Here is a 25,806-nt window from a genome sequence, read left to right as displayed (position 1 = left end):
TCTCATCCGACCTGGTGGAGCCACCGTACGGGCGCGCCGTCGCCGGCGTGGCGGAACGCCTCGAGCTCGTCGTCCCAAGGCCGGCCGAGGAGCGTGTCGAGCTCGGCTTCGAGGTCGACCTCGCCGGCTGCGGCACGGGCCATCGCGGCCTTGATCCGCTCCTCGTGCACCATCACGTCGCCATGGCTGCCGATGACCGCGTGGAACACCCCGAGCGACGGCGTCGAGGAGTAGCGAGCACCCTCGGTCTGGGCTGTCGGCTCCTCGGTCGACTCGAAGCGCAGGCGCTCCCATCCGCGCAGTGCGGAGGTCAGGGTCGCGGCAGTGCCCGCCGGGCCCTGCCAGGAGAGCTCGCAGCGATAGGCGCCCGGCTCAGCGGGCTGCGGAGACCACTGCAGTGCCGCGGGCGCGCCAAATACGCCGGCGACGGCCCACTCGACGTGCGGGCAGAGCGCCGACGGTGCTGAGTGGACGTACAGGACGCCCAGGGTGGCGTTGCTCATCAGTGCCTCCTGGTTCGAGATCCGCCTTCCCCAACGTCCTCGGACCGAAGCACTGCGCCCTATTGTGCCGCATCCTGGGGTTCGGCACCACGGTCGCCTGTGTACGGGGCTGTCGTGGCAGGATGAACGGGAGCGACGGTGCCCGCCTTCTCGGGGGCTCAGATGCTCACGACGAGACGCCCGTACGACGGGAGGGACGTGCATGAAGGTCGCCATCGCGGGGGGCCACGGCAAGATCGCGCTGCTGCTGACCCGCAAGCTCGCCGACGCCGGTCACGAGGTCGTCGGCCTCATCAGGAAGCCCGAGCACGCCGACGATGTCACGGCCGCGGGCGGCTCGCCCGTGCTCGTCGACCTTGAGAGCGCGAGCGCGACCCAGGTCGCCGACGCGCTCGGCGGCGCCGATGCCGCCGTCTTCGCCGCCGGCGCAGGGTCGGGATCGGGCGTGGAGCGCAAGTGGACGGTCGACCGCGACGGGGCCGTCCTCCTGGCCGCGGCGGCGCAGCTCGTCGGGGCGTACCGGTTCGTCGTGGTCTCGTCCATGGGCGCGGGCCAGGGCGACGCGAGCTCCGACAACGTGTTCCAGGTCTATCTCGCAGCCAAGGGCGAGGCCGACGACGCGGTGCGGGCGAGTGCGCTCGACTGGACGATCGTGCGCCCGGGCGGCCTCACGGACGATCCGGGGACAGGGAGGGTCACGGTCGGCGACTCCGTCGGGCGCGGCTCGATCCCCCGCGCCGACGTCGCGGAGGTGATCGCCGTGGCTCTCGAGACACCGTCGACCGTACGAACGACCTTCGAGGTGGTGGGCGGCGACGTGCCGGTCGCCGAGGCGCTGGCATCGCTGTCGCCGGGGCCGCTCGCCGGTTGACCGGCAGGCTCAGGCGCGGATCGTCGCGAGCGCCGAGACGACGTACTCGCGAGGTCGCGACTTTCCGGTGAATGCGGCCTTCACCCCGCCCTCGTCGTCGCCGGCGGTGATGACCGTGACGTCGTGGCTCACGGAGAGGATCTCGTTCGCGGACTCCTGGGACGCGAGGTCCTGAAGCCGCTGCGCCACCTCGGCCATCGCCGTCGCGATGCTCGACGAGGGTGACGACACGGCGTACAGGAGCGAGGACCCCGCCCGCTCGAACGGGTCCTGCGGCATCGTCATCCTGGTTCCTCCCGACGGGCGTGGTGGGGCGGGTGGGGCTCGAACCCACGACCTGACGGATTATGAGTCCGCTGCTCTGACCAGCTGAGCTACCGCCCCTCGCGGAGCACAGCCTAGTGGCCGGCGCCCAGGCAGGCGGCAGGGCGGCCGCATCCGACCTACGATCGCAAGATGACCGACGAGCAGCGCGGAAGTCCCGCAGCCCTCCAGCCGCTCGACGAGGACTGGGAGACCGCCCTCGCCGTCGTGGCTCATCCCGACGACATGGAGTTCGGAGCCGCTGCAGCCGTCGCCCGGTGGACGGCACAGGGCAAGCGCGTCATCTACTGCATGGTGACCAGCGGCGAGGCCGGTATCGATGGGATGGAGCCCGAGGTCACCCGCACGGTGCGGACGGCCGAGCAGATCGAGTCCGCGCGGATCGTCGGTGTCGACACCGTGGAGTTCCTCGGGCTGCCCGACGGGATCGTCGAGTACGGGGTCCCGCTGCGCCGGGTGATCGCCCGGCAGGTGCGGGTGCACCGACCCGACATCGTCATCACGGGCAACTTCCACCCAACCTTCCCGAACGGGTTCCTCAACCAGGCCGACCACATCGCCGTCGGCCGGGCGACCGTCGACGCGGTCCGCGACGCCGGCAACCGGTGGGTATTCCACGAGGCGGGTGTCGAGCCCTGGGGCGGCGTTCGCGCCGTCTGGGTCGCGGGCTCCCCCGACGCCCGGCACGGCGTCGACATCTCCGCCACCTTCGACGCGGGCGTGGCGTCGCTGCGTGCCCACAAGGCGTACCTCGACGGGCTCGGGTGGGTCGACTTCGACCCGGCCGCGTTCCTCGGGTCGATGGCCGAGCCGGCGGGCACCGCGATGGGCGTGCGTTATGCGACGTCGTTCGAAGTCCTCCCGCTGGCCCTCCCGGAGGACTGAGGCACTCGCAGAGGGGCACCAGCAGATGCAAAACGGTCCGGCCTGCGGATCTCTCCGCTGGCCGGACCGTTTCTCTTGCTCCCCCGACTGGACTCGAACCAGTAACCTGCCGGTTAACAGCCGGCTGCTCTGCCAATTGAGCTACAGGGGAATGCTCTCGAGCGACCGCTAGCCTAGCAAGCGTTGTCCCTGGACCCCAAACCGGGGTCCCGTCTCATGGGCGCTCCTCCTCGGCGCCGCCGAGGCCCGCATCGCCGCGCAGGCCGAGGTCGTCCTGGACGGACGCGAGTGCCCGAGCGGTCGCCTCCCTGACGTGTGGATCGTCGGACGAGAGGCCTTGGTCGAGCACGTACGAGAAGGTCAGCGGCCCGCGACGCGTCGGTGAGCGCCGGGCAACGACGGTCACCGTGTCACGGGCCCCCTCCACTGTCTCGCGCGCACTCGCGACGATGCTCGCGTCCACCCGCTCGCGTGCGAGCTCGACGAGCCGACCAGGCCCGTCGAACGCCACGACCTCGCGGTGGATCGCGTCGCTGCCGCCCCACTGGACGGTCACGGTGGATGCCTCGGCATCCCACGACAGCGACTCCACCTGCTCCCAGGGCACGCGCAGGTGGTCGGTATCGGCCGCGAGGTGGAGGGCGGCATCGGTGCCCACGTGCCAATGCTCGGCAACGTCCTGCTGCGCCGCGAGGACCCGCTCGGAGTGCTCGGCCTCGATCGCTCGCCGGATCTGCTTCGGAATCTTGCGCGCCGTCGCCATGCAGCCATCTTGGTCCATCACGGCGCCACCATCGCGACCGCCGGGTGGTCTCTGAGGGTCTGGAGCGCTCGCTGCTCCTGAGCGCGCACGACGTCGAGACCGCAGTCGAGCTCGAGCGCGACCGCGCGGAGGGAACGCGCTCCCCCGCCGTCGATCCCGAAGCGACGCTCCACGACCTCGCGCTCGACCTCGGGAAGCACCGCGAGCGCCTCTCTGATGGCCCAGCACACCCGGGGGTCGAGGGCCTCGCCGCGAGCTGCGACCACGTCGCTCTCGAGCGCGTCGAGGGACACGGGCACGGTGTCGGCAGCGAGCAGCCTCTCGACCCGGTCTTCGGGGATCCCGACCCGCTCGGCGACCGCCCCCGCCGACGGCGCACGGCCGGACTCGCGGTGCAGCGTCTCGGCGACCTCCCGGCACGCGACCACCTGGAGCTCGGCCTTGGGAGGGAGCCGCACCACGCGCCGGGACCCCGCCGCATCGGCGATGTGTCGTTTCACCCACGGCGCGGCGTAGGTCGAGAAGCGGAACCCCCGAGAGGGGTCGAACCCCTCGACCGCCCGGATCAGACCGACGACCCCCTCCTGGACCAGGTCGGCGAACGGCACGCCGCACTCGTCGAGCCGCCGCGCGAACGAGACCACGAGGCGGACGTTGGCGAGGACAAGGTGGGTGCGTGCCCGTGCTCCCTGCGCGACGACCTCCGCGAGGGCCTCCCGCGCGCCGTCCGCGACCTCAGCGGACAGCAGACGCTCACGGGCCGCGCGCCCCGCGGCGTACGTCTCGGCGAGCGCCACCTCCTCTTGTGCGCTCAGCAACGGGACGGCGGTGAGTGCGTGGGCGTACGCGGACGGCGAGGGCGCGGTGGACAGGGGCGAGAAGGTCGGGCCGAGTGAGGTCATGGCGCCAGTCTGGGCAGTGGCACGACCCCTTCGGGGCCCCGCACGACGGCATCTGTGGACACCGCGGCACCTGCTGGAACCGGGGACGAACCGAGCAACCGAGAGGACCGCCGACTCAGAGCAGCGAGCCGCCGATGGCCTTCTCGCGGAGCTGGCGGCGTTGCTGCTCGAGTGCCACGAGGTCGCCGAACATGCGGTTGTACTCGGTGGCGGACTCGAGCGGGTTCGTCCGCTGGAGCTTGGACTTCACCGCCGCGATGTGGCGCAGCACTGTGAGCTCCTGCACACGCGCGACGAGCGCGTCGACGAGCACGGTGTCAGGTGCGCCGGTGGCGCGCAGCGGATCGAGCGACAGGTGTGCGAGCACCCGCTGCACGTCTGTGTCGTCGACGTGACCGCGGACGCGAGCCGCCCACGACTCGTCGGGCTTCGACGGGAAGCCCTCCGTGGCGGCGGCCGCCCAGACGGCGATCGCGTGCGGGTGCGTGAAGTCGTCGGTGTCGAGCCCGTCGGCGTGGGGCGTGATGAGGTGGGGGTGCTGGACGACCACCTTCAGAAGCTCGCGCTCGTCGGCGAAACGGGGCTCCCCGAAGCTCGGCACCGGCGCGCGCACGGGGCGCTCCTCGCCGGCAGGCTCCGTGGGCGCCGAGTGAGCGGACGGGGCGGCCGCCCCGTTCGTCCGGGTCGACGTCCGGGCGTTCGTCCGAGGCGCGGGGCGTTTCTTGGCGTCCCCGAGCTCACGGCGCACCTCGTCGATCTCGATGCCGACCGTCGACGCGATCTCGCGGACGAACTGCTCGACCTTGCCTCGGTCGCGCACGGAGGAGACGAGAGCGACCGACGCACGCAGCGCGTCGACCCGCTGGTCGGCATGGTCGAGGTCGTAGCGTGCGACGACGTTGCGCAGCACGAAGCGGTACAGCGGGATCCGGGAGGCCACCAGCTCGCGCACGGCCGCGTCTCCCTGCTGCAGACGCAGGTCACAGGGGTCGAGACCGTCACCCTGCACCGCGACGTAGGTCTGGGCGACGAACTGCTCGTCACCATCGAACGCCCTCATCGCGGCCTTCTGGCCGGCCTCGTCGCCGTCGAAGGTGAAGATCACCTCGCCGCGCATCGCCTCGTGGTCGAGGAGCAGCCGCCGCAGGATCCGGCCGTGCTCGTCGCCGAACGCCGTCCCGCAGGTCGCGACCGCAGTGCCGACGCCCGCCTCATGGCATGCCATCACGTCGGTGTAGCCCTCGACGATGACCGCCTGGCTGGACTGCGAGATGGCCTTGCGGGCCAGGTCGACGCCATACAGGACCTGGCTCTTCTTGTAGAGCGGGGTCTCGGGGGTGTTGAGGTACTTCGCCTCGATGCGGTCGTCGTCGAACAACCGCCGCGCACCGAACCCGACGACATCACCCGACGCGTCGCGGATCGGCCAGATCAGCCGCCCGCGGAAGCGGTCGTACGCGCCTCGGCTGTTGCGCGCCACCAGCCCGGCAGTGACGAGGTCCTCCTCGTCGAAGCCGCGATCGCGCAGGTTGCGCAGGAGCGCCTCACCGTCGCGCGGGGCGAACCCGACACCGAAGCGCTCGGCCGTCTCCCGCCCGAAGCCGCGGTCGGCGAGGAACTGGCGCCCGGTGAGCGAGCCCTTGCCGCTCGCGAGCTGCTCGACGAAGAACTCCGCAGCCGCGGCGTTGGCCTTGACCAGCCGTCCACGCTGTGCGAAGTCGCGCTGCGGGCCAACCGGGCCGTCGACGTAGGTCAGTGTGATGCCGTACTTCGCCGCTAGCCGCTCGACCGCCTCGCTGAAGCCGATCTGGTCGATCTTCTGGAGGAACGTGAAGACATCCCCGCCCTCGCCGCAGCCGAAGCAGTAGTACATCCCGCGCGACGGGGTGACGTTGAACGACGGCGACTTCTCGTCGTGGAACGGGCAGAGCCCCTTGCGCGAGCCGCCACCGGCGTTGCGGAGCGTGACGTACTGCTCGACCACCTCGTCGATCCGCGCGCGTTCGCGCACTGCTGCGATGTCGTCCTCGCGGATCCGGCCTGCCACGCAGGTGAGTCTACGGTGCGGGCGGAAGGCCGTTACCTCCGTGCACCGTCCGGCGTCAGAGCAGGCGCCGTCCCCAGGCACGCGCGGAGTCGTCGGTGAGCGACGCGATCTGGTCGACGACCACCCGTAGCCGCGCTGGTTCTGAGTCGGCCTCGGCGAAATCGGCGGCGAACGGCGCGTCGAGGACCTCCGGCCCCTTGCCTGCCACCACCTCGACCAGCCCGCGCACCAGCTCGCGCTGCTCGGCGAGGAGGGTGACACGCGCGTCGGCACGCATCACGTAGTACGCCGCGACCGCCTTGAGGACCGCGATCTCGGTCCGGGTGTCGTCAGGGACGACCAGGTCTGCGGTGTAACGGACGAACGGGCGCTCGCCGAAGGCCTCACGCGTGGCGTCGCGCGCGGCTGCGACGAACCGGCCCACCAGCGCGCTCGTGAGCCCCTTGAGCGCCCCCAGCGAGCGCCGGCTGCCGTCGTACGGGCCGTGCGGCCAGAACGGCATCGAGGTCAACCTCGCGTACGCCGCATCCAGGGCGCCGTCGGTGGCGTCCGCGGCGTACCACTCGCGCACGGTCGCCCAGATCACCTCGCGGTCGTACGGGATGCGGGCGAGCTCGATGGTGCCGGAGACGACCGCGTCCTCGACGTCGTGGACGCAGTACGCGATGTCGTCGGCGAGGTCCATCACCTGCGCCTCGACGCACTGCCGTCGGCCGGGGGCGCCGTCGCGGACCCAGGAGAACACGGGCAGGTCGTCGTCGTACACGCCGAACTTGCGGATCACCCGGGGAGAGCCGTCACCATGGGCGCCCTCGGGGACCGGGGCGGCGTCCCGCGTCCACGGGTATTTCGTGCAGGCGTCGAGGGTGGCGCGGGTCAGGTTGAGCCCGACGCTGTGCCCGTCGACGTCGAAGGTCTTGGCCTCCAGGCGTGTGAGGATGCGCAGCGTCTGGGCGTTGCCCTCGAAGCCGCCGCACGACGCCGCGACGTCGTCGAGCGCCGTCTCGCCGTTGTGCCCGAACGGCGGGTGGCCGAGGTCGTGGGCGAGCGCCGCGGAGTCGACCACGTCCGGATCGCACCCCAACGAGCGACCGAGCTCGCGGGCGACCTGCGCAACCTCGAGCGAGTGGGTGAGGCGGTTGCGCACGAAGTCGTCCGTGCCTGGACCGACGACCTGCGTCTTGGCCGCGAGACGACGCAGCGCCGCCGAGTGGACGATGCGGGCGCGGTCGCGCTCGAACGGCGTCCGCTCGGCACGTTTGGGCGGCTCCGCGACGAGGCGCTCACGTGCCGACGCGTCGTACGGCTGGTCTGCGAGGTCGGGTGCGGTCACGAGCAGGAGCCTAGTCAACCCCCGCCATCGGTTGCGGCATATACGATATAACCCTAACCTTCGAAACGCCGTTCCAGCCGTAATCTCGGGAACGTCGGTCGGTGCCGTGCCACATCCATCACGCACCAGGAGAACCGTTGAGAAACTCGCCCAACCGGCGCACCGCGCGCCTGCTCGCCGCCCTCGCCGCCTCTGCCGGAGCCGTCGCAGCCCTCCTCGTCACCGCTGCGCCGCCAGCCTCGGCAGCCACCGCCTGCTCGGACTACTCGTCCAGCTCGAGCACCTGCGTCAGCTCCCCGATCACCATCGCTGGCACGTCGTACGATGCCGACTGGTATCTGCCGAACGGCACCGCCAGCGCGCTCATGCTCGTCGAGCACGGCTTTAGCCGCAGCTGCGACAACCTGCGCGGCACCAGCAAGGCCATCGCACAGAAGGGCGTGATGGTCGTCTGCCTCGACGAGGACATGACTGCTGGCAACCCCGCACTCGCGACGATCTTCGGCAACGCACTCGCCGACCGGACCGTCGTCCCGCCGAACAGCAAGCCCCTCCCGGTCAAGTACATCGTGGGCGGCCACTCCGCCGGCGGGCAGTTCGCCGCCCTCGTCGGACAGCAGCTGACCACCCGCGGCTACCCGAACCTCAAGGGCGCCATCATGTTCGACCCGGTCGCGGCCGAGGGCTTCACCGCCGCGGTCGAGGCTGTGTCCGCCAACGGTGCACGCCCGGTCCTGAGCATCGCCGCTCGCCCGAGCGTCATCAACCTCTTCAACAACTCGTACGGAGCGCTCACGGGGCTCGACAACCCCTTCGTGGGCATCCAGCTCGTCTGGTCCAAGTACGTCCTGGGCATCCCCACCGGTGGCAGCTGTCACATCGACAGCGAGGGTGAGGACACCGACGCCATCGGCATCGCTGGCGCCCTCTGCAACCCGAACTCCACGCAGACCGCCCGCCTGCGGGACTTCGCCTCCACGTGGGCGAAGGATCTCGCGACCGGCACCTACACCGCGTCGCACTACTGCACCAATGCCGACGCGATCTCCACCTGCGGCTCGGTCGTCAAGGACCTCGTCGACCGCACGTTCCCCGTGGCCGCACCGATCCGATGAGCTGACGTGAGCCCTGCTGCCAGCCTCACCACCGCCCGTTGCGAGGGCGAGGCTGGCAGCGGGGACACGTGAACGACGAGCGGTTCATAAAGGCGTCACGGCGGATCGGCGTCCCGCAGCGCGAGCACGGCTCCCCCGCCTGCCCGTACACCTCGAGGGAGCGCGAGAAGTAGCCGCTCTCCCCGTTCACCGCGACATAGAGCGCATCGAACGACGTCCCGCCCTGAGCGAGCGCCTCGACCATCACCTCGCGGGCACCGGCAAGCAGACGGTGGACCTCCGGCCGCCGCATCGTGTCGGTCGCGCGCGCATAGTGCAGGCGGGCCCGCCACAGCGCCTCGTCCGCGTAGATGTTGCCGACACCGGAGATCAGCGTCTGGTCGAGGAGCGCGCGCTTGATGCCCGTACGACGACGGCGCAGACGCTCGATGAGCTCCAGATCGTCGAACTCCGGGTCGAGCGGGTCGCGCGCGATGTGCGCGATCTCCGGCGGGAGCGTCGCTCCGTCCTCGCTGAGCGACAGCCCGCCGAACATCCGCTGGTCGACGAAGCGGAGCTGCATCCCGTCCTCGAGACCGAAGACCACTCGCAGGTGACGCTCCGCTGGCGCCTGCGGAGGCTGGACGAGGAACTGACCGCTCATCCCCAGGTGGGCGAGGACGGCGTCGCCGGAGTCCAGCGGCAGCCAGAGGTACTTGCCGCGACGCGACGCACCGGCGAACCGCTCCCCGGTGAGCCGCAGCGCGAAGTCCGCAGGCCCGGGGAGGTGGCGGCGTACGGGGCGCGGGTGCAGCACCTCGACACGATCGATCCGCCGCCCGGCGACGTGGTCGGCGAGACCACGGCGGACGACCTCGACCTCAGGCAGCTCAGGCACGGGCGCCGCGCAGGCTCAGGAGCCGGAGCCGTGTGCCGACTCGGCAGCCTGGACGACTTCTGCCGCAGGTGCGACCGACCCGGCCTCGTGGTCGACGACGTCGACCGTCGCCTTGATGGCACGCCATGCCGTCTCGGCGACCTGCTGCTCGGCCTCCTTCTTGGAGTGGCCGACGCCCTCGCCATAGACCTGACCCCCCACCCGCACATGCGCGGTGAAGGTCTTGTCGTGGTCCGGGCCCTCCTCGGACAGGCGGTACTCGGGGACACCGAGACCATGGTCGGAGGAGAGCTCTTGAAGGCTGGTCTTCCAGTCGAGGCCTGCGCCGAGCTCGGCGGCGCGCGCCATCACAGGGTCGAAAAGGCGGTGCACCACGTCACCGGCGCCCTCGAACCCCTCCTGGAGGTAGACGGCCCCGATGAGCGCCTCGACCGTGTCGGAGAGGATCGAGGACTTGTTGCGACCCCCGGTCGCCTCCTCGCCGCGGCCGAGGCGCAGGTAGGCGCCAAGGCCAAGCGTGCGGGCGACGTCGGCAAGGGCGCGTGCGTTGACGACCGCAGCCCGAAGCTTGGCGAGGCGGCCCTCTGGAAGGTCCGGGTGCGCGTTGTAGAGCGTGTCGGTGACGACCAGCCCCAGCACGGCATCCCCGAGGAACTCGAGCCGCTCGTTGTTGGGGATGCCGCCGTTCTCGTACGCGTACGAGCGGTGGGTCAGCGCCTGGGTCAGCAACCCCGGCTCGAGGCCGGGGACGCCGAGCTGCGTGAGCAGCTCGGCGTTCGAGGCTGCGTCATCGACGACGTCGGGCACGGGCCGCCTACTCAGAGGACCTGACGCAGCTCGCCACGGGTGCCGTACTGGCCGCACTCCGGGCAAGCGCGATGCGGCAGGTGCTTGGCGCGGCACGCGGGGTTGGCGCAGATCACGAGCTGCGGCGCGGAAGCCTTCCACTGCGAACGGCGGTGGCGGGTGTTGCTGCGCGACATCTTGCGCTTCGGGACTGCCACTTCTACTTCTCCTCGTCTGGGCCGGGCCCGGGCCCGGTCGCTTCCGAACCGCCCGTGGGACGGTCGTTGCCTTCGTACATCTGGCTGAGCGCCGACCACCGTGGATCGACGGCTTCGCCGTGTGTGTGCTCTGGGTCGTCCGCGAGCCGCGCCCCGCACTCGGGGCACAGTCCCGGGCAGTCCGGAACACACAACGGGTTATGCGGAAGTGCGAGCACCACCGCGTCCCGCAGGACGGGCTCGAGGTCGAGCAGGTCTCTCTCGAGCCGGGAGAGGTCGTCGTCCTCGTCGCCTTCGTAGACGTACAGCTCCTGAAGGTCGACGGTCATCTCACCGTCGGTCTCCCTGAGGCAGCGTACGCACTCACCTGACGTGTGCACCGAGGCGGTCCCCGTGACGAGGATTCCTTCCATGACCGACTCGAGCCGAAGCTCGAGATCGATGTCACTTCCCTCGGGCACACCGAGCATGTCGACACCCATCCTCGCTGGTGCCTTCTCGGAGAGCGTCAGCTCACGCTGTGTTCCGGGTCGGCGCGCGATCTCGTGAGTGTCGAGAACGAACGGCGCCCGGGAGTCGAGCGTGGTCACACGTACTCCTTAGAGGCATAGCGAGGTGTGGCCCAGTTGCAGGCCACGGACCAGGATAGCGAACGTACCCACTCGGACGCGAACCGCGCCCGCCCCTAGTCCGCCAACTTCTCCTTGAGCGCCGCCAGCACGACCGGGGGCACGTGCCCGGAGACGTCCCCTCCGTGCCGTGCGACCTCCTTGACGAGGCTCGAGGCCAGGTAAGAATAGGCAGGGCTCGTCGGCATGAAGAGCGTGTCGACGTGCGCCAGGGTCGAGTTCATCTGGGCCATCTGGAGCTCGTAGTCGAAGTCCGAGACCGCCCGCAGCCCCTTCACGATCGCCGACACGTCGTGCGCCGTGCAGAAGTCCACCAGCAGGCCGGAGAACGTCAGCACGCGCACGTTGGGCAGGTCGCCGAGGACCGCCTCGAGCAGCGCGACCCGCTCCTCCGTGTTGAACATCACGCGCTTGGAGTCGTTGACGCCCACGGCGACGACGACCTCGTCGAACAGCCGCGATGTGCGGGAGATGATGTCGACGTGCCCGAGGGTCACGGGGTCGAACGAACCCGGACAGGCAGCCCTAGTCATGCGGCCGACCGTACCAAAGCGTCGTCTCGCCGTAACGGCGGTCCTGGAACGGCTCGACGGCCTCCGGCCACGCGAACGCACCGTCGCGGGTGGAGCGCTCCACGACGAGCAGGCCGTCGCGTGCCAGCCACTCGGGCGTGGCCAAGGCCGTAAGCACCGCGCTGACCTCGTCGTTGGGGACGTCGTACGGGGGGTCGAGCACGATCAGGTCGTACGGCTCCCTCGCAGGCGTACGGAGGAACGACCGCACCTTCTCCGCCACGACGTCCACCGAGGCGTCGACGCCGAGCTCACGGACGTTGCGCCGGATCACGTTCGCCGTGCGCCGGTCGGCCTCCACGAGCGTTGCGTGGGCGGCGCCGCGCGAGACGGCCTCAAGACCGAGCGCGCCTGAGCCTGCGTAAAGGTCGAGCACCCGCACGCCGTCGAGCCCACCGAGCCGGGTCTCGAGCGCCGAGAACATCGCCTCGCGCACCCGTTCGGAGGTCGGCCTGGTCGTAGAGCCGGGAGGTGTCGCCAGCCGTCGGCCGCCGAGCTTGCCCGCGATGATCCGTGTCACGTCTTCTCCAGGTAGTCGGCCTGCGTGCTGTCCTCGAGCTCACGCACCGCGTCGGCGAGTGCGGGGTGGGCGGCGAGCGTCGGGTCTGTCGCGACCACCGCGGCCGCGTCGTCGCGCGCCTCGACGATGACGTCCTCGTCACGGACGACCGACAGCAGCCGGAGGCTGGAGCGTACGCCGGACTGGCGGACGCCGAGCACGTCGCCCTCACGGCGCATCTCGATGTCGAGCCGCGACAGCGCGAAGCCGTCACCGGTCGCGGCGACCGCGTCGAGCCGCTCGCGGGCCACGCTCCCCGCCGGCGCCGCGGTGACCAGCAGGCACAGGCCCGCATGAGCGCCTCGGCCGACCCGTCCGCGCAGCTGGTGGAGCTGGGAGACCCCGAAGCGGTCGGCGTCCATGATGACCATCGCCGTCGCGTTGGGGACGTCGACGCCCACCTCGATCACCGTCGTCGCGACCAGCACGTCGATCTCGCCCGCGGCGAACGCCCGCATCACCGCGTCTTTCTCCTCCGACGGCAGCCGCCCGTGCAGCAGCCCGACCCGCGTCCCGGAGAGCGGCCCGTCGCGCAGCAGGTCGTGCAGCGCGACGACGGAGGTCAGGGGACGCGCCTCGGCATCGTCGTCGGCCGGCGGCGCCTCGCCCCCCTCCTCCCCCGCGTCGTCGTCACCGATCCGCGGGCACACGACGTACGCCTGCCGGCCCTGTGCGACCTCCTCACGGATCCGCTCCCACGTGCGGTCCAGCCAGGCGGGCTTCTCGGCGGCCGGGACGACCGTCGACTGGATCGGCTGGCGACCCCGGGGCAGCTCGCGCAACGTCGACGTGTCGAGGTCGCCGAAGACCGTCATGGCGACGGTCCGCGGGATAGGCGTCGCGGTCATCACCAGCAGGTGCGGCGCAGCGTCGGCCTTGGCCGTCAGCGCCGCACGCTGCTCGACGCCGAAGCGGTGCTGCTCGTCGACGACCACCAGTCCGAGCTCGGCGAACCCGACACGGTCCTCGAGCAGCGCGTGGGTGCCGACGAGGATGCCGGCCTCGCCTGTCTGCGCGTCGAGGAGCGCCTCCTGGCGTGCCTTCTTGCCCATCGACCCGGTGAGGAGGCGCACCCGCGTGGCCGCGTCCGCGCCGCCGAGCATCCCTGCCTCGGCCATCGGCCCGAGCATCGCGACCATCGACCGGTAGTGCTGCTGCGCGAGCACCTCGGTCGGTGCCAGCAGCACCGCCTGCCCGCCGTTGTCGACGACCTGGAGCATCGCGAGCAGCGCGACGACGGTCTTGCCCGAGCCGACCTCTCCCTGGAGCAGACGCTGCATCGGCTGGTCACGGGCGAGATCGGCCTCGATCTGCGCCACGACCTCCTGCTGGCCCAGCGTCAGCGAGAACGGGAGCTGGGCCTCGAATCGGTCGCGAAGACCGTCCGGCACGTACGGGCGCCGCGTGGCCGCCGCCTCAGCCAGAGCATGCCGGCGTACGGCCAGCGTCGTCTGGAGGACGAACGCCTCCTCGTAGCGCAGCCTCTCGCGTGCGGCCTCGTGGTCGCGGCTCTCGCGCGGGCGGTGGACGTCGCGGTAGGCGGTCATCAGGTCGACGAGGCCCCGCTCGCGGCGTACGGCGTCCGGCAGCGGGTCCGCGAGGTCGTCGAGCGTGTCGAGGACGAGCCCGACGGACCGCTCGACCGTCCACGACGACACTGCCTGCGTCGCGGGGTAGATCGGAAGGATCTGGCTCGCGTACTCCTCAGCCTGGTCGCGTGCCTCGTCCTCGGACTCCGCCTGCCGCACCTCGGGGTGGAGCAGCTGCTTGCGGCCACGGAACGCGTTGACCTTGCCGGCGAACATCCCGAGCGTCCCCGGGCTCAGACGCTTGGCGATCCACGGCTGACGGAAGAACGTGAGCACCAGCTCACCCGTCCCGTCGGTGACGACGACCTCCGTACGCACGTTCGTGCCGCCAGGTCGGCCGCCGCCCTTCGGACGGAACGGATATTCCTTGACGTGATCGACCCGGGCCAGCACGGTGACGTGCTCGTCGAGGCGCAGCTCGGAGAGGTCGGTGAGCGTGCCCCGCTCGGCGTAGCGGCGCGGGTAGTGACGCAGCAGGTCGCCGACCGTCACGATCCCGAAGCTGCGGTCGAACGCCTTCGCCGTCTTGTCCCCGACGACGTTCGCGAGCTTCGTCTGCGGGGTCACCGCCACGCTGGGCCTCCTGCCGTCGCCACCACTACTCGACCGCCAGCAGCAGCGGGTAGCGGGCCTGACCTCCGGTGTACGAGACGAGCTCGACGTCGGGTCGCCGCGCCCGCAGCCAGCGCTCGAGGCTCGGCACCACGTCGTCGTCCAACCCGTCGCCGGTGACGAGCGTGACCAGCTCGGCACTGCCCGTCATCAGACGGTCGAGCACCAGCCGGGCGACCTCGGCCTGCTCGTGGCCGACCATCGAGAACTCGGCGTCGACCACGCCCAGGACGTCACCGACGAGGCACGGGCCCGCCATCGTCATGCCGGACTCGGTCGCCACCGTGATCGCCCCGTGCTGGGTGCCGCGCGCGGCACTGGTCATCGCGACGACGTCGTCGTCGAACGGGTGCGTGGGGTCGTGGACCGCGACCGCGGCCAGCCCCTGCACCTGCGTCCACGACGGGATGACGGTCGCGTGGACGCCCGCCTCGCGCGCCTGGGCGGCGGCGGCATCGCAGACCACCCGGAAGTCACGGCTGTTGGGCAGGACGACCACGTCGTCGGCCCCGCAGTCGAGGATCGTGTCGAGGACGGCGCTCACCGCCAGCGGTGCGCCCACCGACGTGGCGACGACGACCGCGCCAGCCTCGCTGAACAGCGACGCCAGGCCCGGCCCGGCCGCGATCGCCACGACGGCCCGTGTCCCGTCGGTACTGACAAGGGCCGGCGTCATCTCGGCGAAGTGGGTGACGGAGATGCGGTACGGGCGCCCCGCGTCGATCCCGGCCTCGATCGCCGCGCCCACGTCGTCGACGTGGACGTGGACGTTCCAGAGGCGATCCCCGCCGACCACGACGAGCGAGTCGCCAAGGTCGTCGAGGCGCTGGCGCAGCGCCGGGATCGCGGTGTCGTCAGCATCGAGGAGGTACATCACCTCGTACGACGGCCCGTCGGCGTGGAGGTCGTGAGCACCGTCGTCGGCGAGACCGCGTGGCACGACAACCGGTTCGGGGGCGGGTACGAAGCGGCCGGTCACCAGGCGCTCGGTCGTGTCGAGCACCACGACGAGGGCGCGACCACCCGCGTCGACGACACCGGCCCTCGCCAGGCGGTCGAGCTGCTCCGGCGTGCGCTGCAGCGCCTCGCGCGCCGCCGCTGCCGTCGCGCTGACGAGCTGGGCGAGATCGGCACCGTCCGCGACCGCCTCCTGCGCTGCCTCGGCGGCACGGCACGCGACGGTCAGGATCGTGCCTTCGACCGGGTGACCGACGGCGGCGTACGCGGCGGCGGCGGCCGCGCTCATCGCGTCGGCGACCCGCGCGACGTCCACCGCGCTCCCCTCGGCCTCGGCGACCAGCGGCAGCGACGCGCGCAGGAGCTGCGCCATGATCACGCCGGAGTTGCCGCGCGCTCCGAGCAGCACGGCGTCGACGTACTCCTTGACGACGGTCGCGAGCAGCTCGCCCTCGGTGGGCGCGCTGATCGCCTGCAGCGCCGACTCGAACGTCACGTACACGTTGGTGCCGGTGTCACCGTCGGGGACGGGGAAGACGTTGAGCGCGTCGATCTCCGCACGGGCGGAGCCGAGTGCTTCGGTGCACGCCAGCGCCCACCTGGCGAAGGACTCCGAGGAGACGCGGGTCGTCATGGTTTGAGAGACTATCCCCGGGCACCCTCGTACCGGGAGCGACGACGCCGATTGGCTTCGCCCTTGGACGATCGGTTAGCCTTGTCCTTTGGTAATCCCCCTCAATCTCAACCGGGAGTGTTCGCTGTGGCTGCAGTCTGCGACGTGTGCGGCAAGAAGCCGGGTTTCGGCAACAACAAGCCGTGGTCGCGCAAGCGCACGCGCCGTCGTTTCGACCCCAACATCCAGCGGGTCCGCGCGGTCGTCGGTGCGACTCCGAAGCGTATGAACGTGTGCACCTCGTGCCTCAAGGCCGGCAAGGTCAGCCGCTGACCGAATCGCCGGCTGGTCGTCGCTGACGCAGCGACGACCCCGCGGTTCCTCGCACAACGAGGCGGGCAGCACCCCTGCGGTGCGCCCGCCTCTTTGGCGTCCCCACGCCCCTCGCCCTCGTCTCGTAGCGCAGGTACCAGACCAGCATCAGCACGGACACCGCCCCGTAGAACGAGTGCAGCACCCACACCGGGCCCGCCGGAAGGCTGAACACGTAGAACGAGTGGACGGCGTTGCCGACGTTGCTCAACCCGAGGTTGCCCAGGCTGTAGGAGCTCAGGTCCTTGGTCCTCCCCGCCTTCACGACCATCGGCAGCGTGCTGAGGGCGAAGATGGCGGTGGACAGGGCTCCCGCGACGACGGGCGGGTCGAACGACATCTGCTCGGCCTTCCGGTTGCGGCGCCGTCAGTCCGGCGCGATGTTCTGGTTGAGCCGGAAGAGGTTGTACGGGTCGTAGCGCCGTTTGACCTCGACAAGCCGGTCGTAGTTCCCGCGGTACGCGGCCCGGACACGCTCGTGACCCTCGTCCATCATCATGTTCACGTACGCGCCACCGGCCGAGGTCGGATGGAGATCCTCCCAGTAGTCCCGTGCCCAGGCGGTGACCATGGCCAGGTTGGCGGGGTCGGGATCGATGCCCGCGATGACTCCGTTCCACCCGCCCCGTCGGTACGCGAACGCGGTCGCATCCTCCGGCACGCGGGCTGCGGCACCGCTGATCGGATACAGGTGCATCGTCGACAGCGGCGTCGGGATGCGCTCGCCGTACCGACGGTGCGTGGCGATCGCGGCGTCAGGGATCTCCTCGAAGAAGTCGGCCTTCCAGTACCACTGCAGACCGGAGGGCAGGAGACCGTCGAACGCGGACTGGAGGACGGAGTACGGCATCGGTTGGATTCCGGTCAGCAGCGGCGACCCGAACTCACGGACCGGCGCCAGCACCTCGTCCGCCCGCTCGCGCGGCCCTGAGTAGCACCACACGATCGCGCAGACCTTGCGAGCCCACATCTCCTCGGGGAAGGGTGCTGCGGACGGAACCTCCATGACAGCGATCCACCCGTTGAGCTCGTCCGGCAGGCCCGGCATCAGGTCGCGGTACCACCGGAAGACCTCCTCGGTGTCGGCGAGGTCGTAGATCACGGGGCCTCCGACGATCTCTCCTGCCTCCCCCACCGGGTGGCAGGCGAACGTGAACGACGTGACCACGCCGAAGTTGCCGCCTCCCCCACGAAGGGCCCAGAACAGGTCCGGATGGCTCGTCGCACTCGCCGTGACGAACGTGCCGTCGGCCAGCACCACGTCTGCGGAGACGAGGTTGTCGACCGTGAGCCCGAAGTGCCGGGTCAGGTAGCCCGTACCGCCACCGAGCGTCAGTCCGGCCACACCGGTCGTCGAGACGAAGCCCGACGGTGTCGCCATCCCGAACGCGCCGGTCGCGTGGTCCACGTCGCCCCAGGTGCAGCCGGCGTCGACCTGCACCGTGCCTGCCTCGGGGTCGACGTGGGTGGAACGCTGGCCCCTGAAGTCGATCACGAGGGCGCCGTCGCCGACACTGAAGCCGGCGCCGTGGTGGCCACCACCCCGTACGGCGAGGGGGATCTGATGTCGGCGGGCGAAGTCGACGCAGGTGATCACGTCGGCGACGTCGGCGACCCGTACGACGGCAGCGGGGTGCCGGTCGATGGCGCCGTTGAAGACCTTGCGAGCCTCGTCGTAGCCCGGATCGTCGGGACCGATCAGCGGTCCTCGTACGACCTGACGGAGCTCCTCGGCGACGGCGTCTGCGGTGGTTTCGACTGTGGACATGGCGCTCTCCTTCTGTGTGGCCGCGATGGTGGGACAATGTGGTTTCGACGCTAGGGAGCAGCGCAGCCGCGCGGGAATGCCCAGGACCTCGGGGGTCTTGTCCGTCCGTCCGCGTAGACGCGCGATCGTCGCCGTCCGTCCAGAGCTGCTGCCCGAGCGTCCAGGAGGTGGGTGCGATGGACGTGCTGTCCGACGTCCTGCTCGCGGTACGCCTGACCGGCGCGGTCTACTTCGACATCGATGCCCGTTCCCCCTTCGTCGCCCAGAGCCCTCCGACCGACGTGATCGCCGCCAAGGTCGCCGGTGACGCCGAGCACCTGATCGCGTTCCACGTGCTCACCTCCGGCTCCTGCTGGGTCGAGGCAGTCGACGAGCCCGAGCCCGCGGAGCTGATGCGGGCCGGCGAGATGGTCATCTTCTCCACCGGCGAGGCGAACATCCTCTCGTCCGAGCCGGGGATGCGAGGCCAGGCCGACCTCTCCCGCTACTACCGACCGGTGAGCGAGGCGCTCCCCTTCGTCATCGACATCAACGGTGACGCCCACGCCGACAAGTGCCGGATCGTGTGCGGCTACCTCGCGTGCGACAGGGGCCCGTTCAACCCGTTGCTCGAGTCGTTGCCGAGGATGGTCCACGCCCCCGTCTCCGGCCGCAGCTGGGGATGGATGACCAGTCTGCTCGACGCGGCGCTCGTGGCGAGCGACGAGCGCGACGCCGGGCAGGAGGCGATGCTGGCCAAGCTCTCCGAGCTGATGTTCCTCGAGGCGCTCCGCACCCACATCGAGGGACTGCCTCCGGAGACGCGCAGCTGGGTGGCCGGCCTGCGCGATCGCGATGTCGGCGCGGCGCTGCGCCTCATGCACGGTCGGTTCGCGGAGCCCTGGACGCTCGAGCTGCTGGCCCGTGAGGTCGGCATCTCACGCTCGTCCCTGGCCGAACGGTTCACCTCGTACGTCGGGGTCCCGCCGATGACCTACCTCGCACGCTGGCGCCTCCAGCTCGCTGCCCGCCTCCTCCAGGGCGGTTCGCTCAGCGTCTCGCAGGCCGCGGCCACGGTCGGATACCAGTCGGAGTCGGCGTTCAACCGGGCGTTCAAGCGCCAGGTCGGGGCGGCGCCGGGTACGTGGCGGCGCAAGGACCCCGCACCGTAGCGCCCGCGATGCGTCCGGACGGACGGGCAAGACCTTCGTCCTTCCAGGCGTTCCCCGCGGGTGCCGGCGCCACGTAACGTCGAGAACACCTCCTCCACCACGGGGGGATTCACGCGGGAGGCAATCATGGCCGCGATCGAGACAGGTCGGCAGGTGCTCGTCGCCGGTGGCGGAATCGCCGGCTTCGGTGTGGCACGCGCGCTGACCGCCCATGGGCTGACCTGCACGGTGGCCGAGTCCAGCCCGGCCCCGGCCCCGGCGGGGCTCGCGATGAACCTGCCGGCGAACGCGGCCCGGGCGCTGGACGCCCTCGGTCTCGACGGAGCGGTCGTGAGGGCCGGGCGTCCCATCCGACGCCGGGAGTACCGCAGCCAGCGCGGTCGCCTGCTGTTCGCCGTCGACGAGGAGGCGTTCTGGGGCGACGTCGGGACATCGGTCTGCATCCGACGCGAGTCGCTCCTGGGACTGCTCAGGGACGGCCTGGACGAGCGACAGGTGAGGTGGGGAACACGGGTGGCGGCTGTCGTTCCCGACGGCGACGTCGTCACGATCCGTACGGAGGGCGAGGCCGCCGACGAGGAGACGTACGACTATGTCGTCGGCGCCGACGGGATCCACTCGAACGTGCGTCGAGCCGTGACCGGCGACGCTCTCCTCGAGCCTGCAACGATGGGCGCGGCCGGTTGGAGGTTCCTAGCCCCGAACCCAGCGCTGACGTGCTGGACAGCGTGGACCGGCAAGCACGGCACGATCCTGCTGATTCCATTGAGCGACGACCTCGTGTACGGCTTCGCCTCGACGACGCACGGGGGCCCGGCGGCCGCTGACCCGGAGTGGCTCACGACCACCTTCGCGTCGTTCCCAGAACCCGTGGCGGTCACCGTCGCCCACGCGGCGACGTCGGTCGACCAGCTCTACCACTCCCGCGTGGACGAGGTCCGCGCCGATCGGTGGAGCAGCGGCCACGTCACGGTGATCGGGGATGCTGCCCACGCCATGGCGCCCGTCTGGGCACAGGGCGCGGCGCTCGCGCTGGAGGACGGACTCGTGCTCGCGGAGCTGCTCGCCACCACGCGCGACTGGTCACAGGTGGGCACCGCCTTCGAGCAACGCAGGCGCTCTCGGGTCGCTCATGTGAGGGCCGCGACGGAAAGACTCGCCCACGTCGCGCAGCTCCCGTTGTGGGTCCGCGACGTGGTCGCTCCGACGATCGGACCGCGCACCTACCGTGCCGCGTACGAACTGCTCCGTGACCACCTCCCGTGAACCCGCGCGATCGGCGGCGAGGAGTCAGCGGTAGTGCTCGTACCCGGTCGGCCCCGCCCACGCTGCCCCGTCGACGGTGACGCCGTCGCCCTCGACGACCCGACCGATGACCGTCCACCCCTGCGGCGCCCCACGCTCGGCAGGGAAGGTCGCCGCGAGCGTGTGGTCGTCGCCACCGGTCAGCAGGAAACCCAGCGGCTCGGCATTCGTCGCGGCCGCCACGTCGGCGATCGGCTCGGGGATGGCGAAAGCCCCGGCGTCGAGGTCGATCCCGACGCCGCTCTCCTCGGCGACGTGCCCGAGGTCCGCCAGCAGCCCGTCACTCACGTCGATCATCGCCGTCGCCCCCTCGCGGGCACCGCGTGGACCCTCCTCGTACGGGGGCTCGGGGCGGCGATAGGCCTCGACGAGGACGCGCGGCGAGCGGAAGCCCCGCCCGAGCACGTGCAGCCCGGCGCCCGCCCAGCCGAGCCGCCCCGCGACGGCCACCACGTCTCCGACCCGCGCCCCCGAGCGCAGCACCGGCTCCTGGTCGCACTCGCCCACGACGGTGATCGAGACGACGACACCGTCGGCAGCGGTGACGTCGCCTCCGACGACCTCGGCCCCGACCAGGGCGGCCTCGTCCACGATGCCGCGCGTGAGGTCCTCAGCCCACTGCGCGGGGAGGTCCGCCGGTGCGGCGAAGCCGACGGTCAGTGCCGTTGCGACCCCGCCCATCGCCATCACGTCGGAGAGGTTCGCGGCGGCGGCACGACGACCGATGTCGTACGCCTCGGCCCAGTCGCGGCGGAAGTGTCGTCCTTCCACGAGGACGTCCGTGGAGATCAGCACGCGCCCCGACGCGACGGCGACATACGCGCAGTCGTCACCGGGCCCCACGACGACCCGCTCGGAGTGCTCGTGGGGAGCGACACGACCGATCAGCCCGAACTCGCCGACGTCGCCGACGGTGAGGTCACGGTCGTCGCGTCCGGGGGTGCTCGGTGCTGTGGTCATGCTTCCATCCTGCGCCATCGGGACCGTACGGCCGCAGCGCCCCGGCGGCGTGCCGGATCCCTTCCCGTCACGGAGTCGTCATGATCCTGTAGCGTGACCAGGCGGTGACCGTTCGACGAGCACGGAGGATCCACACCATGGTGGTTCAGGCCTACATCCTGGTCCAGACCGAGGTCGGCAAGGCCGCCGAGGTCGCGAGGGCGATCGCCGAGGTCAAGGGCGTCACCCTCGCAGAGGACGTGACCGGTCCGTACGACGTGATCGTGCGCGCCGAGGCCAAGCACGTGGATGAGCTCGGCGAGATGGTCGTCGCGCAGATCCAGCGCATCGACGGCATCACCCGGACGCTGACGTGTCCCGTCGTCCACCTCTGAGCCTGCTCCTCCGTACGGCCTGCCTCCTCGGCATCGCCCTCCTCGCGACGGGCTGCGCCGACACGGTCGCGGTCGACCCTCCCGACCCCACCCCAGAGGACGTCGCCTCGCTGTGCGCGGACCTGCTGGACGGTGCTCCCGGATCGGTCGCGGGGCAGGAGGCAGTGCGCGTCGCACCGGCCGGATCCGGCCGCGCCTGGGGCAGCCCGGCCATCGTGATGCGCTGCGGGGTCGACAAGCCTGCCGGCCTCGAGTCCACCTCGCGGTGCGACGTCGTCGACGACGTCGGCTGGTTCACCCAGGAGGACGCCGACGTCTATGTCTTCACGACGATCGGACGCCGCGCCTACATCGAGGTGACGGTACCGCGCGAGCACGAGCCGCCCTCGGACGCGCTGAGCGATCTCGCGGCGCTCGTCGCCGAGCACGACCCGGTCGTCACGCCCTGCGTATGACGACCGGTCAGCGCAGGCCGGTCGAACGCGCCAGCGCGTGCGCGAGGAGCCGCTCGACGAGCTCGGCGTACTCGACCCCGGCCGCCTGCCATACCTGAGGGAACATCGAGAACGGGGTGAAACCCGGCATGGTGTTGACCTCGTTGATGTAGAGCACGTCGTCGACGAAGAAGAAGTCGACGCGCGCGAGCCCCTCGCAGCCCAGGGCGCCGAACGCCCGGGCGGCCTTCGCGCACACCCGTTCGGTGTCGGCGCCGTCGAGGCGCGCGGGGATGAGGTTCTTGGAGGTCCCGTCGACGTACTTGGCGTCGAAGTCATAGAACGCGTGTCCGGCACCGTGGTCGACCGCGATCTCGCCCGGAGGGCTCACGCTCACGGAGCCGTCAGGGTTCTGGAGGACGCCGCACTCGATCTCGCGTGCCTCGACCGCCGACTCGACGATGACCTTCGGGTCGTGCTCCTGCGCGACCGCGATCGCCTCGGCGAGGGCGTGCTCGTCGGCGACGAGCGTGCCGCCCATGCTCGACCCGGCACGGGCCGGCTTCACGAAGACCGGGTAGTGGAGCGAGGCCACCGACTCGCGGACCGCCGCCGGATCGTCCGCCCACTCGTCAGGGTGCACGACCGTGTAGGGAAGCTGCGGCAGGCCGGCGGCCGCGAAGACGACCTTGGCGACGGCCTTGTCCATCGCGACCGCGCTGGCCAGGACGCCGGAGCCGACGTAGCGCAGCCCCGCCATCTCGAACAGGCCCTGGATCGTCCCGTCCTCTCCCCACGGCCCGTGCAGCAGGGGGAAGGCGACGTCGATATCGGCGACCACACGGGTGCCCCCGTCGGTCGTCGCGGCGAGCAGTCGCGACCCGGCAAGGGAGACCGGCGTGCCGGACTCGTCGACGACGGGCAGTGTGCCTGCTGCTGCGGAAACTCCGTGCTCCTGGAGCAGCCAGCGCCCGTCACGGGTGATGCCGACCGCGACGACGTCGTAGCGCTCGCGGTCGACCACCGCGAGGACCTCACGCGTCGTCATGCAGGACACCTCGTGCTCGCTCGAGCGTCCCCCGAAGACGAGCAGGACGCACGGGCGTCCGTCGTGGGAGGCGGTGCCGGAAGGTGCGGGGTCGTACAGCCTGGGATCACTCATCGGGGCGACCCTATCGTGAGGGGCGAGAATGGTCGGCATGGCTCGCACCGACCGCCCGCGCTCCCCTCGATCCGCGCTCTCCCCCGAGACTCTTGCCGTCGCCGCCGGACGTCCGCCGCGCACTCCGGACGCGCCCCTGAACGTGCCGCTCACCCCCGCTAGCACATACGTGGCCGGAGGCGCGCTGGAGTACGGACGGTTCGGCAATCCCACCTGGCAGGCGTTCGAAGATGCCGTCGGGGCGCTCGAGGGCGGACGTGCCGTGATGTACGCCTCGGGGCTCGCAGCGGCTGCTGCGACGTTCTCGCTCGTTCCCGACGGAGGCGCCGTGGTGGTGCCACGCCACGCCTACAACGGGACGCTCGGGCTCCTGCGGGACGGAGAGCGCAGAGGACGCCTCACGGTCCGCGAGGTCGACGTCACACATCCGGACGCCCTGGTCGACGCCGCGGAGGGTGCGGCGATGGTGTGGATCGAGTCACCGACGAACCCCGCACTCGAGGTCGTCGACATCGCCGAGACTGCCGCCGCTGCACGAACCCGCGGCGCCCTCGTGGTCGTGGACAACACGTTCGCGACGCCGCTGGTCCAGCAGCCGCTCGCCCTCGGGGCAGACGTCGTCGTCCACTCTGCGACGAAGCTTCTCGCGGGTCACAGCGACGCCCTCGCCGGCGTGGCGGTGGTCGCCGACGACGCGACCTACGACCTTCTCGAGGCCTATCGGCGGCTGCACGGCGCGACGCCCGGCACCCTGGAGGCCTACCTCGCCACGCGTGGCCTCCGGACGCTGGCGGTCCGCTTCGAACGCGCTCAGGACAACGCCCGGCGCCTCGTGGAGCGTCTCGAGGCCGACGAGGCTGTCGCGACGGTCGGCTATCCGGGATTCGGCACGGTCCTGACGTTCGAGCCGGTGGGAGGAGCGGTCGCCGCACACCGTGTCACCACGGCGAGCGAGCTCGTGGTCTGCGCGACCTCGCTCGGCGGCGTGGAGACGACCTGGGAACGACGCAGGCGTTGGGCCGGCGAGCCGGAGACGATCCCGGACGCCCTGATCCGAGTCTCGGTGGGCATCGAGGGGTTCGCCGACCTTTGGGCCGACGTCGCGCAGGCGCTCGACCCCTCGTCAGCGGACCTCGGGCTTCGGCGTACGTGAGACCAGGGTGGCGACGAGCTCCTTCGGGCTCGTCTCGCCCCGGATGAGAGCCGCCACCTGCTCCACGATCGGCATGTCCACTCCGTGGAGGCTCGCGAGCTCGGAGACCGAGTCGCTGGACTTGACGCCCTCGGCGACCTGCCGGGTCGACGCGACGATCTCGTCGATGCTCATGCCACGTCCGAGCTTCTCGCCGAAGGTGCGGTTGCGCGACAGCGGAGAGCTGCACGTCGCGACCAGGTCTCCCATCCCGGCCAGGCCCATCATCGTCATCGGATCAGCCCCCATCGCCATCCCGAGGCGCGCGGTCTCGGCCAGACCTCGGGTGATGACCGAGGCCTTGGCGTTGTCGCCGTACCCGAGGCCGTCAGCCACCCCGACGGCCAGCGCGATGACGTTCTTGGTCGTGCCGGCCAGCTCGCAGCCCACGACGTCGGTGTTGGTGTACGGGCGGAAGGACGGCGTGTGGCACCACGCCTGGAGCCGCTTGGCGACGGCGTCGTCGACGCACGCCACGACCGCTGCGGCGGGCTCGCGCTGAGCGATCTCACGCGCGAGGTTGGGGCCCGTGACGACGGCGATCCGCTCCGGGCCCGCGCCGGTCAGCTCGGCGATGACCTCGCTCATGCGCAGGTGGGTGCCGAGCTCCACGCCCTTCATCAGGCTCACGATGACGGCGTCCGGCGGAATGTGACGGGCCCACTCCTGGAGGTTGGTCCGCAGCTGCTGGGACGGGACCGCGAGGACGACGATCTCTGCACCCGACAGCACGACGGCGGGGTCGTGGCTGGCCTTGATCGTCTCCGGCAGAAGGATCCCGGGAAGGTAGTCCGGATTCTCACGGGTCTGGTTGATCACCTCACAGACCTCGGTCCGGCGGCCCCACAGGTGCACGTCATTGCCGGCGTCGGCCAGGACCAACGAGAACGCGGTCCCCCAGGATCCGGCTCCGAGCACTGCGGTCTTCGGCAT

General features: G+C 70.9%; 28 protein-coding genes and 2 tRNA genes. 9 read left to right on the top strand and 21 right to left on the bottom strand.

The window, feature by feature from the left end; translation table 11 throughout:
• Nucleotides 1-2: 2 nt before the first annotated feature.
• Nucleotides 3-503, bottom strand: a complete 501-nt coding sequence (locus ACFSDF_RS12220) for a DUF3145 domain-containing protein (protein WP_167008047.1) — start codon at nt 501-503, stop codon at nt 3-5.
• Between the two features lie 202 nt (nt 504-705).
• Here ACFSDF_RS12220 and ACFSDF_RS12215 point away from each other — a divergent pair, with 202 nt between their 5' ends.
• On the top strand, nt 706-1,374 hold the full coding sequence (locus tag ACFSDF_RS12215) for an NAD(P)H-binding protein (protein ID WP_377157671.1): 669 nt from the start codon (nt 706-708) through the stop codon (nt 1,372-1,374).
• A 9-nt stretch (nt 1,375-1,383) separates the two neighbouring features.
• Here the strand turns inward: ACFSDF_RS12215 and ACFSDF_RS12210 are convergent, their stop codons facing one another.
• Nucleotides 1,384-1,659: a hypothetical protein gene (locus ACFSDF_RS12210; RefSeq protein WP_167008042.1), complete on the bottom strand. Its 276-nt coding sequence runs from the start codon at nt 1,657-1,659 to the stop codon at nt 1,384-1,386.
• Between the two features lie 21 nt (nt 1,660-1,680).
• Nucleotides 1,681-1,758, bottom strand: a tRNA-Ile gene (locus ACFSDF_RS12205).
• Between the two features lie 72 nt (nt 1,759-1,830).
• Here ACFSDF_RS12205 and ACFSDF_RS12200 point away from each other — a divergent pair.
• Nucleotides 1,831-2,583 (top strand): PIG-L deacetylase family protein, encoded by a 753-nt coding sequence (locus ACFSDF_RS12200; RefSeq protein ID WP_167008039.1) that lies wholly within the window; start codon nt 1,831-1,833, stop codon nt 2,581-2,583.
• A gap of 78 nt (nt 2,584-2,661) precedes the next feature.
• Here the strand turns inward: ACFSDF_RS12200 and ACFSDF_RS12195 are convergent.
• From ACFSDF_RS12195 to ACFSDF_RS12175, 5 genes are all read right to left on the bottom strand, one after another.
• Nucleotides 2,662-2,734 (bottom strand) — tRNA-Asn (locus ACFSDF_RS12195).
• Nucleotides 2,735-2,797: 63 nt separating this feature from the next.
• Nucleotides 2,798-3,346, bottom strand: coding sequence for a hypothetical protein (locus ACFSDF_RS12190; RefSeq protein WP_167008037.1), 549 nt, complete (start codon nt 3,344-3,346; stop codon nt 2,798-2,800).
• A gap of 17 nt (nt 3,347-3,363) precedes the next feature.
• Complete coding sequence (locus ACFSDF_RS12185; RefSeq protein ID WP_167251935.1) at nt 3,364-4,248, bottom strand: sigma-70 family RNA polymerase sigma factor; 885 nt, start codon at nt 4,246-4,248, stop codon at nt 3,364-3,366.
• Nucleotides 4,249-4,363: 115 nt separating this feature from the next.
• Entirely contained in the window at nt 4,364-6,295 is a 1,932-nt protein-coding gene (dnaG, locus tag ACFSDF_RS12180) for a DNA primase (RefSeq protein ID WP_377157668.1), read from the bottom strand.
• Nucleotides 6,296-6,350: 55 nt separating this feature from the next.
• Nucleotides 6,351-7,628, bottom strand: coding sequence for a deoxyguanosinetriphosphate triphosphohydrolase (locus tag ACFSDF_RS12175; protein WP_167008028.1), 1,278 nt, complete (start codon nt 7,626-7,628; stop codon nt 6,351-6,353).
• Between the two features lie 137 nt (nt 7,629-7,765).
• Between ACFSDF_RS12175 and ACFSDF_RS12170 the strand changes: the two genes are divergently transcribed.
• The gene (locus ACFSDF_RS12170) at nt 7,766-8,743 is read left to right on the top strand and encodes an alpha/beta hydrolase (RefSeq protein ID WP_167008025.1); all 978 of its coding nucleotides are present in this window, start codon (nt 7,766-7,768) and stop codon (nt 8,741-8,743) included.
• A 25-nt stretch (nt 8,744-8,768) separates the two neighbouring features.
• On the opposite strand, the gene mutM is transcribed toward ACFSDF_RS12170, so the two are convergent.
• The 8 genes from mutM to ACFSDF_RS12130 form a co-directional block, all read right to left on the bottom strand.
• A complete protein-coding gene (gene mutM / locus ACFSDF_RS12165; protein ID WP_167008022.1) occupies nt 8,769-9,620 on the bottom strand; it encodes a bifunctional DNA-formamidopyrimidine glycosylase/DNA-(apurinic or apyrimidinic site) lyase in 852 nt (283 codons plus the stop codon).
• Between the two features lie 15 nt (nt 9,621-9,635).
• Nucleotides 9,636-10,427, bottom strand: a complete 792-nt coding sequence (rnc, locus tag ACFSDF_RS12160; protein ID WP_243843101.1) for a ribonuclease III — start codon at nt 10,425-10,427, stop codon at nt 9,636-9,638.
• Between the two features lie 11 nt (nt 10,428-10,438).
• A complete protein-coding gene (gene rpmF, locus ACFSDF_RS12155) occupies nt 10,439-10,624 on the bottom strand; it encodes a 50S ribosomal protein L32 (protein ID WP_167008016.1) in 186 nt (61 codons plus the stop codon).
• Nucleotides 10,625-10,626: 2 nt separating this feature from the next.
• A complete protein-coding gene (locus ACFSDF_RS12150; RefSeq protein ID WP_167008013.1) occupies nt 10,627-11,214 on the bottom strand; it encodes a YceD family protein in 588 nt (195 codons plus the stop codon).
• A 95-nt stretch (nt 11,215-11,309) separates the two neighbouring features.
• The gene (gene coaD, locus ACFSDF_RS12145; protein WP_167008010.1) at nt 11,310-11,786 is read right to left on the bottom strand and encodes a pantetheine-phosphate adenylyltransferase; all 477 of its coding nucleotides are present in this window, start codon (nt 11,784-11,786) and stop codon (nt 11,310-11,312) included.
• Complete coding sequence (gene rsmD, locus ACFSDF_RS12140) at nt 11,779-12,345, bottom strand: 16S rRNA (guanine(966)-N(2))-methyltransferase RsmD (protein ID WP_167008007.1); 567 nt, start codon at nt 12,343-12,345, stop codon at nt 11,779-11,781. Before rsmD ends, coaD begins: the two co-directional genes overlap by 8 nt.
• Nucleotides 12,342-14,546 (bottom strand): ATP-dependent DNA helicase RecG, encoded by a 2,205-nt coding sequence (gene recG / locus ACFSDF_RS12135; RefSeq protein WP_208322503.1) that lies wholly within the window; start codon nt 14,544-14,546, stop codon nt 12,342-12,344. Before recG ends, rsmD begins: the two co-directional genes overlap by 4 nt.
• 25 nt (nt 14,547-14,571) lie before the next feature.
• Nucleotides 14,572-16,176, bottom strand: a complete 1,605-nt coding sequence (locus ACFSDF_RS12130; protein ID WP_167008004.1) for a DAK2 domain-containing protein — start codon at nt 16,174-16,176, stop codon at nt 14,572-14,574.
• A gap of 126 nt (nt 16,177-16,302) precedes the next feature.
• Here ACFSDF_RS12130 and rpmB point away from each other — a divergent pair, with 126 nt between their 5' ends.
• Complete coding sequence (rpmB, locus tag ACFSDF_RS12125) at nt 16,303-16,488, top strand: 50S ribosomal protein L28 (protein ID WP_139087903.1); 186 nt, start codon at nt 16,303-16,305, stop codon at nt 16,486-16,488.
• Here rpmB and ACFSDF_RS12120 read toward each other — a convergent pair.
• Complete coding sequence (locus tag ACFSDF_RS12120) at nt 16,478-16,867, bottom strand: hypothetical protein (RefSeq protein WP_208322502.1); 390 nt, start codon at nt 16,865-16,867, stop codon at nt 16,478-16,480. The genes rpmB and ACFSDF_RS12120 overlap by 11 nt on opposite strands.
• Before the next feature lie 27 nt (nt 16,868-16,894).
• Nucleotides 16,895-18,295, bottom strand: coding sequence for an FAD-binding oxidoreductase (locus ACFSDF_RS12115; RefSeq protein ID WP_377157663.1), 1,401 nt, complete (start codon nt 18,293-18,295; stop codon nt 16,895-16,897).
• A gap of 176 nt (nt 18,296-18,471) precedes the next feature.
• Between ACFSDF_RS12115 and ACFSDF_RS12110 the strand changes: the two genes are divergently transcribed.
• Together ACFSDF_RS12110 and ACFSDF_RS12105 are read left to right on the top strand one after the other, a co-directional pair.
• Entirely contained in the window at nt 18,472-19,446 is a 975-nt protein-coding gene (locus tag ACFSDF_RS12110; protein ID WP_377157661.1) for an AraC family transcriptional regulator, read from the top strand.
• A 126-nt stretch (nt 19,447-19,572) separates the two neighbouring features.
• Entirely contained in the window at nt 19,573-20,712 is a 1,140-nt protein-coding gene (locus ACFSDF_RS12105; RefSeq protein WP_167251938.1) for an FAD-dependent monooxygenase, read from the top strand.
• Between the two features lie 24 nt (nt 20,713-20,736).
• Here the strand turns inward: ACFSDF_RS12105 and ACFSDF_RS12100 are convergent, their stop codons facing one another.
• Nucleotides 20,737-21,711 carry a thiamine-phosphate kinase gene (locus ACFSDF_RS12100; protein WP_377157659.1) on the bottom strand — a complete coding sequence of 325 codons (975 nt, stop codon included), beginning with the start codon at nt 21,709-21,711 and terminating at the stop codon, nt 20,737-20,739.
• 137 nt (nt 21,712-21,848) lie between these two features.
• Here ACFSDF_RS12100 and ACFSDF_RS12095 point away from each other — a divergent pair, with 137 nt between their 5' ends.
• Entirely contained in the window at nt 21,849-22,085 is a 237-nt protein-coding gene (locus ACFSDF_RS12095) for an Lrp/AsnC family transcriptional regulator (protein ID WP_167007990.1), read from the top strand.
• On the top strand, nt 22,064-22,540 hold the full coding sequence (locus ACFSDF_RS12090) for a DUF3515 domain-containing protein (RefSeq protein ID WP_377157657.1): 477 nt from the start codon (nt 22,064-22,066) through the stop codon (nt 22,538-22,540). Before ACFSDF_RS12095 ends, ACFSDF_RS12090 begins: the two co-directional genes overlap by 22 nt.
• Before the next feature lie 7 nt (nt 22,541-22,547).
• Here ACFSDF_RS12090 and ACFSDF_RS12085 read toward each other — a convergent pair whose 3' ends face one another.
• On the bottom strand, nt 22,548-23,681 hold the full coding sequence (locus tag ACFSDF_RS12085) for a D-alanine--D-alanine ligase family protein (protein WP_377157655.1): 1,134 nt from the start codon (nt 23,679-23,681) through the stop codon (nt 22,548-22,550).
• A gap of 37 nt (nt 23,682-23,718) precedes the next feature.
• On the opposite strand from ACFSDF_RS12085, the gene ACFSDF_RS12080 reads away from it, so the two are divergent.
• The gene (locus ACFSDF_RS12080) at nt 23,719-24,834 is read left to right on the top strand and encodes a trans-sulfuration enzyme family protein (protein ID WP_377157653.1); all 1,116 of its coding nucleotides are present in this window, start codon (nt 23,719-23,721) and stop codon (nt 24,832-24,834) included.
• Here ACFSDF_RS12080 and ACFSDF_RS12075 read toward each other — a convergent pair.
• Nucleotides 24,805-25,806 carry an NAD(P)H-dependent glycerol-3-phosphate dehydrogenase gene (locus ACFSDF_RS12075; RefSeq protein ID WP_167251941.1) on the bottom strand — a complete coding sequence of 334 codons (1,002 nt, stop codon included), beginning with the start codon at nt 25,804-25,806 and terminating at the stop codon, nt 24,805-24,807. The genes ACFSDF_RS12080 and ACFSDF_RS12075 overlap by 30 nt on opposite strands.

The organism is Mumia zhuanghuii (assembly GCF_042681565.1).
Lineage (GTDB): Bacteria > Actinomycetota > Actinomycetes > Propionibacteriales > Nocardioidaceae > Mumia.
Note: the sequence above shows the minus strand (reverse complement) of the source record. Positions and strands in the feature narration are given on the sequence as shown.

Coding starts and splice junctions, on each gene's coding strand:
- ACFSDF_RS12110 (WP_377157661.1), top strand. CDS start 18,472: ATGGACGTGCTGTCCGACGTCCTGCTCGCGGTACGCCTGACCGGCGCG.
- ACFSDF_RS12215 (WP_377157671.1), top strand. CDS start 706: ATGAAGGTCGCCATCGCGGGGGGCCACGGCAAGATCGCGCTGCTGCTG.
- ACFSDF_RS12085 (WP_377157655.1), bottom strand. CDS start 23,681: ATGAGTGATCCCAGGCTGTACGACCCCGCACCTTCCGGCACCGCCTCC.
- ACFSDF_RS12185 (WP_167251935.1), bottom strand. CDS start 4,248: ATGACCTCACTCGGCCCGACCTTCTCGCCCCTGTCCACCGCGCCCTCG.
- ACFSDF_RS12210 (WP_167008042.1), bottom strand. CDS start 1,659: ATGACGATGCCGCAGGACCCGTTCGAGCGGGCGGGGTCCTCGCTCCTG.
- ACFSDF_RS12120 (WP_208322502.1), bottom strand. CDS start 16,867: ATGTCGTTCGACCCGCCCGTCGTCGCGGGAGCCCTGTCCACCGCCATC.
- ACFSDF_RS12115 (WP_377157663.1), bottom strand. CDS start 18,295: ATGTCCACAGTCGAAACCACCGCAGACGCCGTCGCCGAGGAGCTCCGT.
- ACFSDF_RS12190 (WP_167008037.1), bottom strand. CDS start 3,346: ATGGCGACGGCGCGCAAGATTCCGAAGCAGATCCGGCGAGCGATCGAG.
- coaD (WP_167008010.1), bottom strand. CDS start 11,786: ATGACTAGGGCTGCCTGTCCGGGTTCGTTCGACCCCGTGACCCTCGGG.
- ACFSDF_RS12200 (WP_167008039.1), top strand. CDS start 1,831: ATGACCGACGAGCAGCGCGGAAGTCCCGCAGCCCTCCAGCCGCTCGAC.
- ACFSDF_RS12130 (WP_167008004.1), bottom strand. CDS start 16,176: ATGACGACCCGCGTCTCCTCGGAGTCCTTCGCCAGGTGGGCGCTGGCG.
- ACFSDF_RS12105 (WP_167251938.1), top strand. CDS start 19,573: ATGGCCGCGATCGAGACAGGTCGGCAGGTGCTCGTCGCCGGTGGCGGA.
- ACFSDF_RS12220 (WP_167008047.1), bottom strand. CDS start 503: ATGAGCAACGCCACCCTGGGCGTCCTGTACGTCCACTCAGCACCGTCG.
- ACFSDF_RS12100 (WP_377157659.1), bottom strand. CDS start 21,711: ATGACCACAGCACCGAGCACCCCCGGACGCGACGACCGTGACCTCACC.
- ACFSDF_RS12075 (WP_167251941.1), bottom strand. CDS start 25,806: ATGCCGAAGACCGCAGTGCTCGGAGCCGGATCCTGGGGGACCGCGTTC.
- ACFSDF_RS12095 (WP_167007990.1), top strand. CDS start 21,849: ATGGTGGTTCAGGCCTACATCCTGGTCCAGACCGAGGTCGGCAAGGCC.
- ACFSDF_RS12080 (WP_377157653.1), top strand. CDS start 23,719: ATGGCTCGCACCGACCGCCCGCGCTCCCCTCGATCCGCGCTCTCCCCC.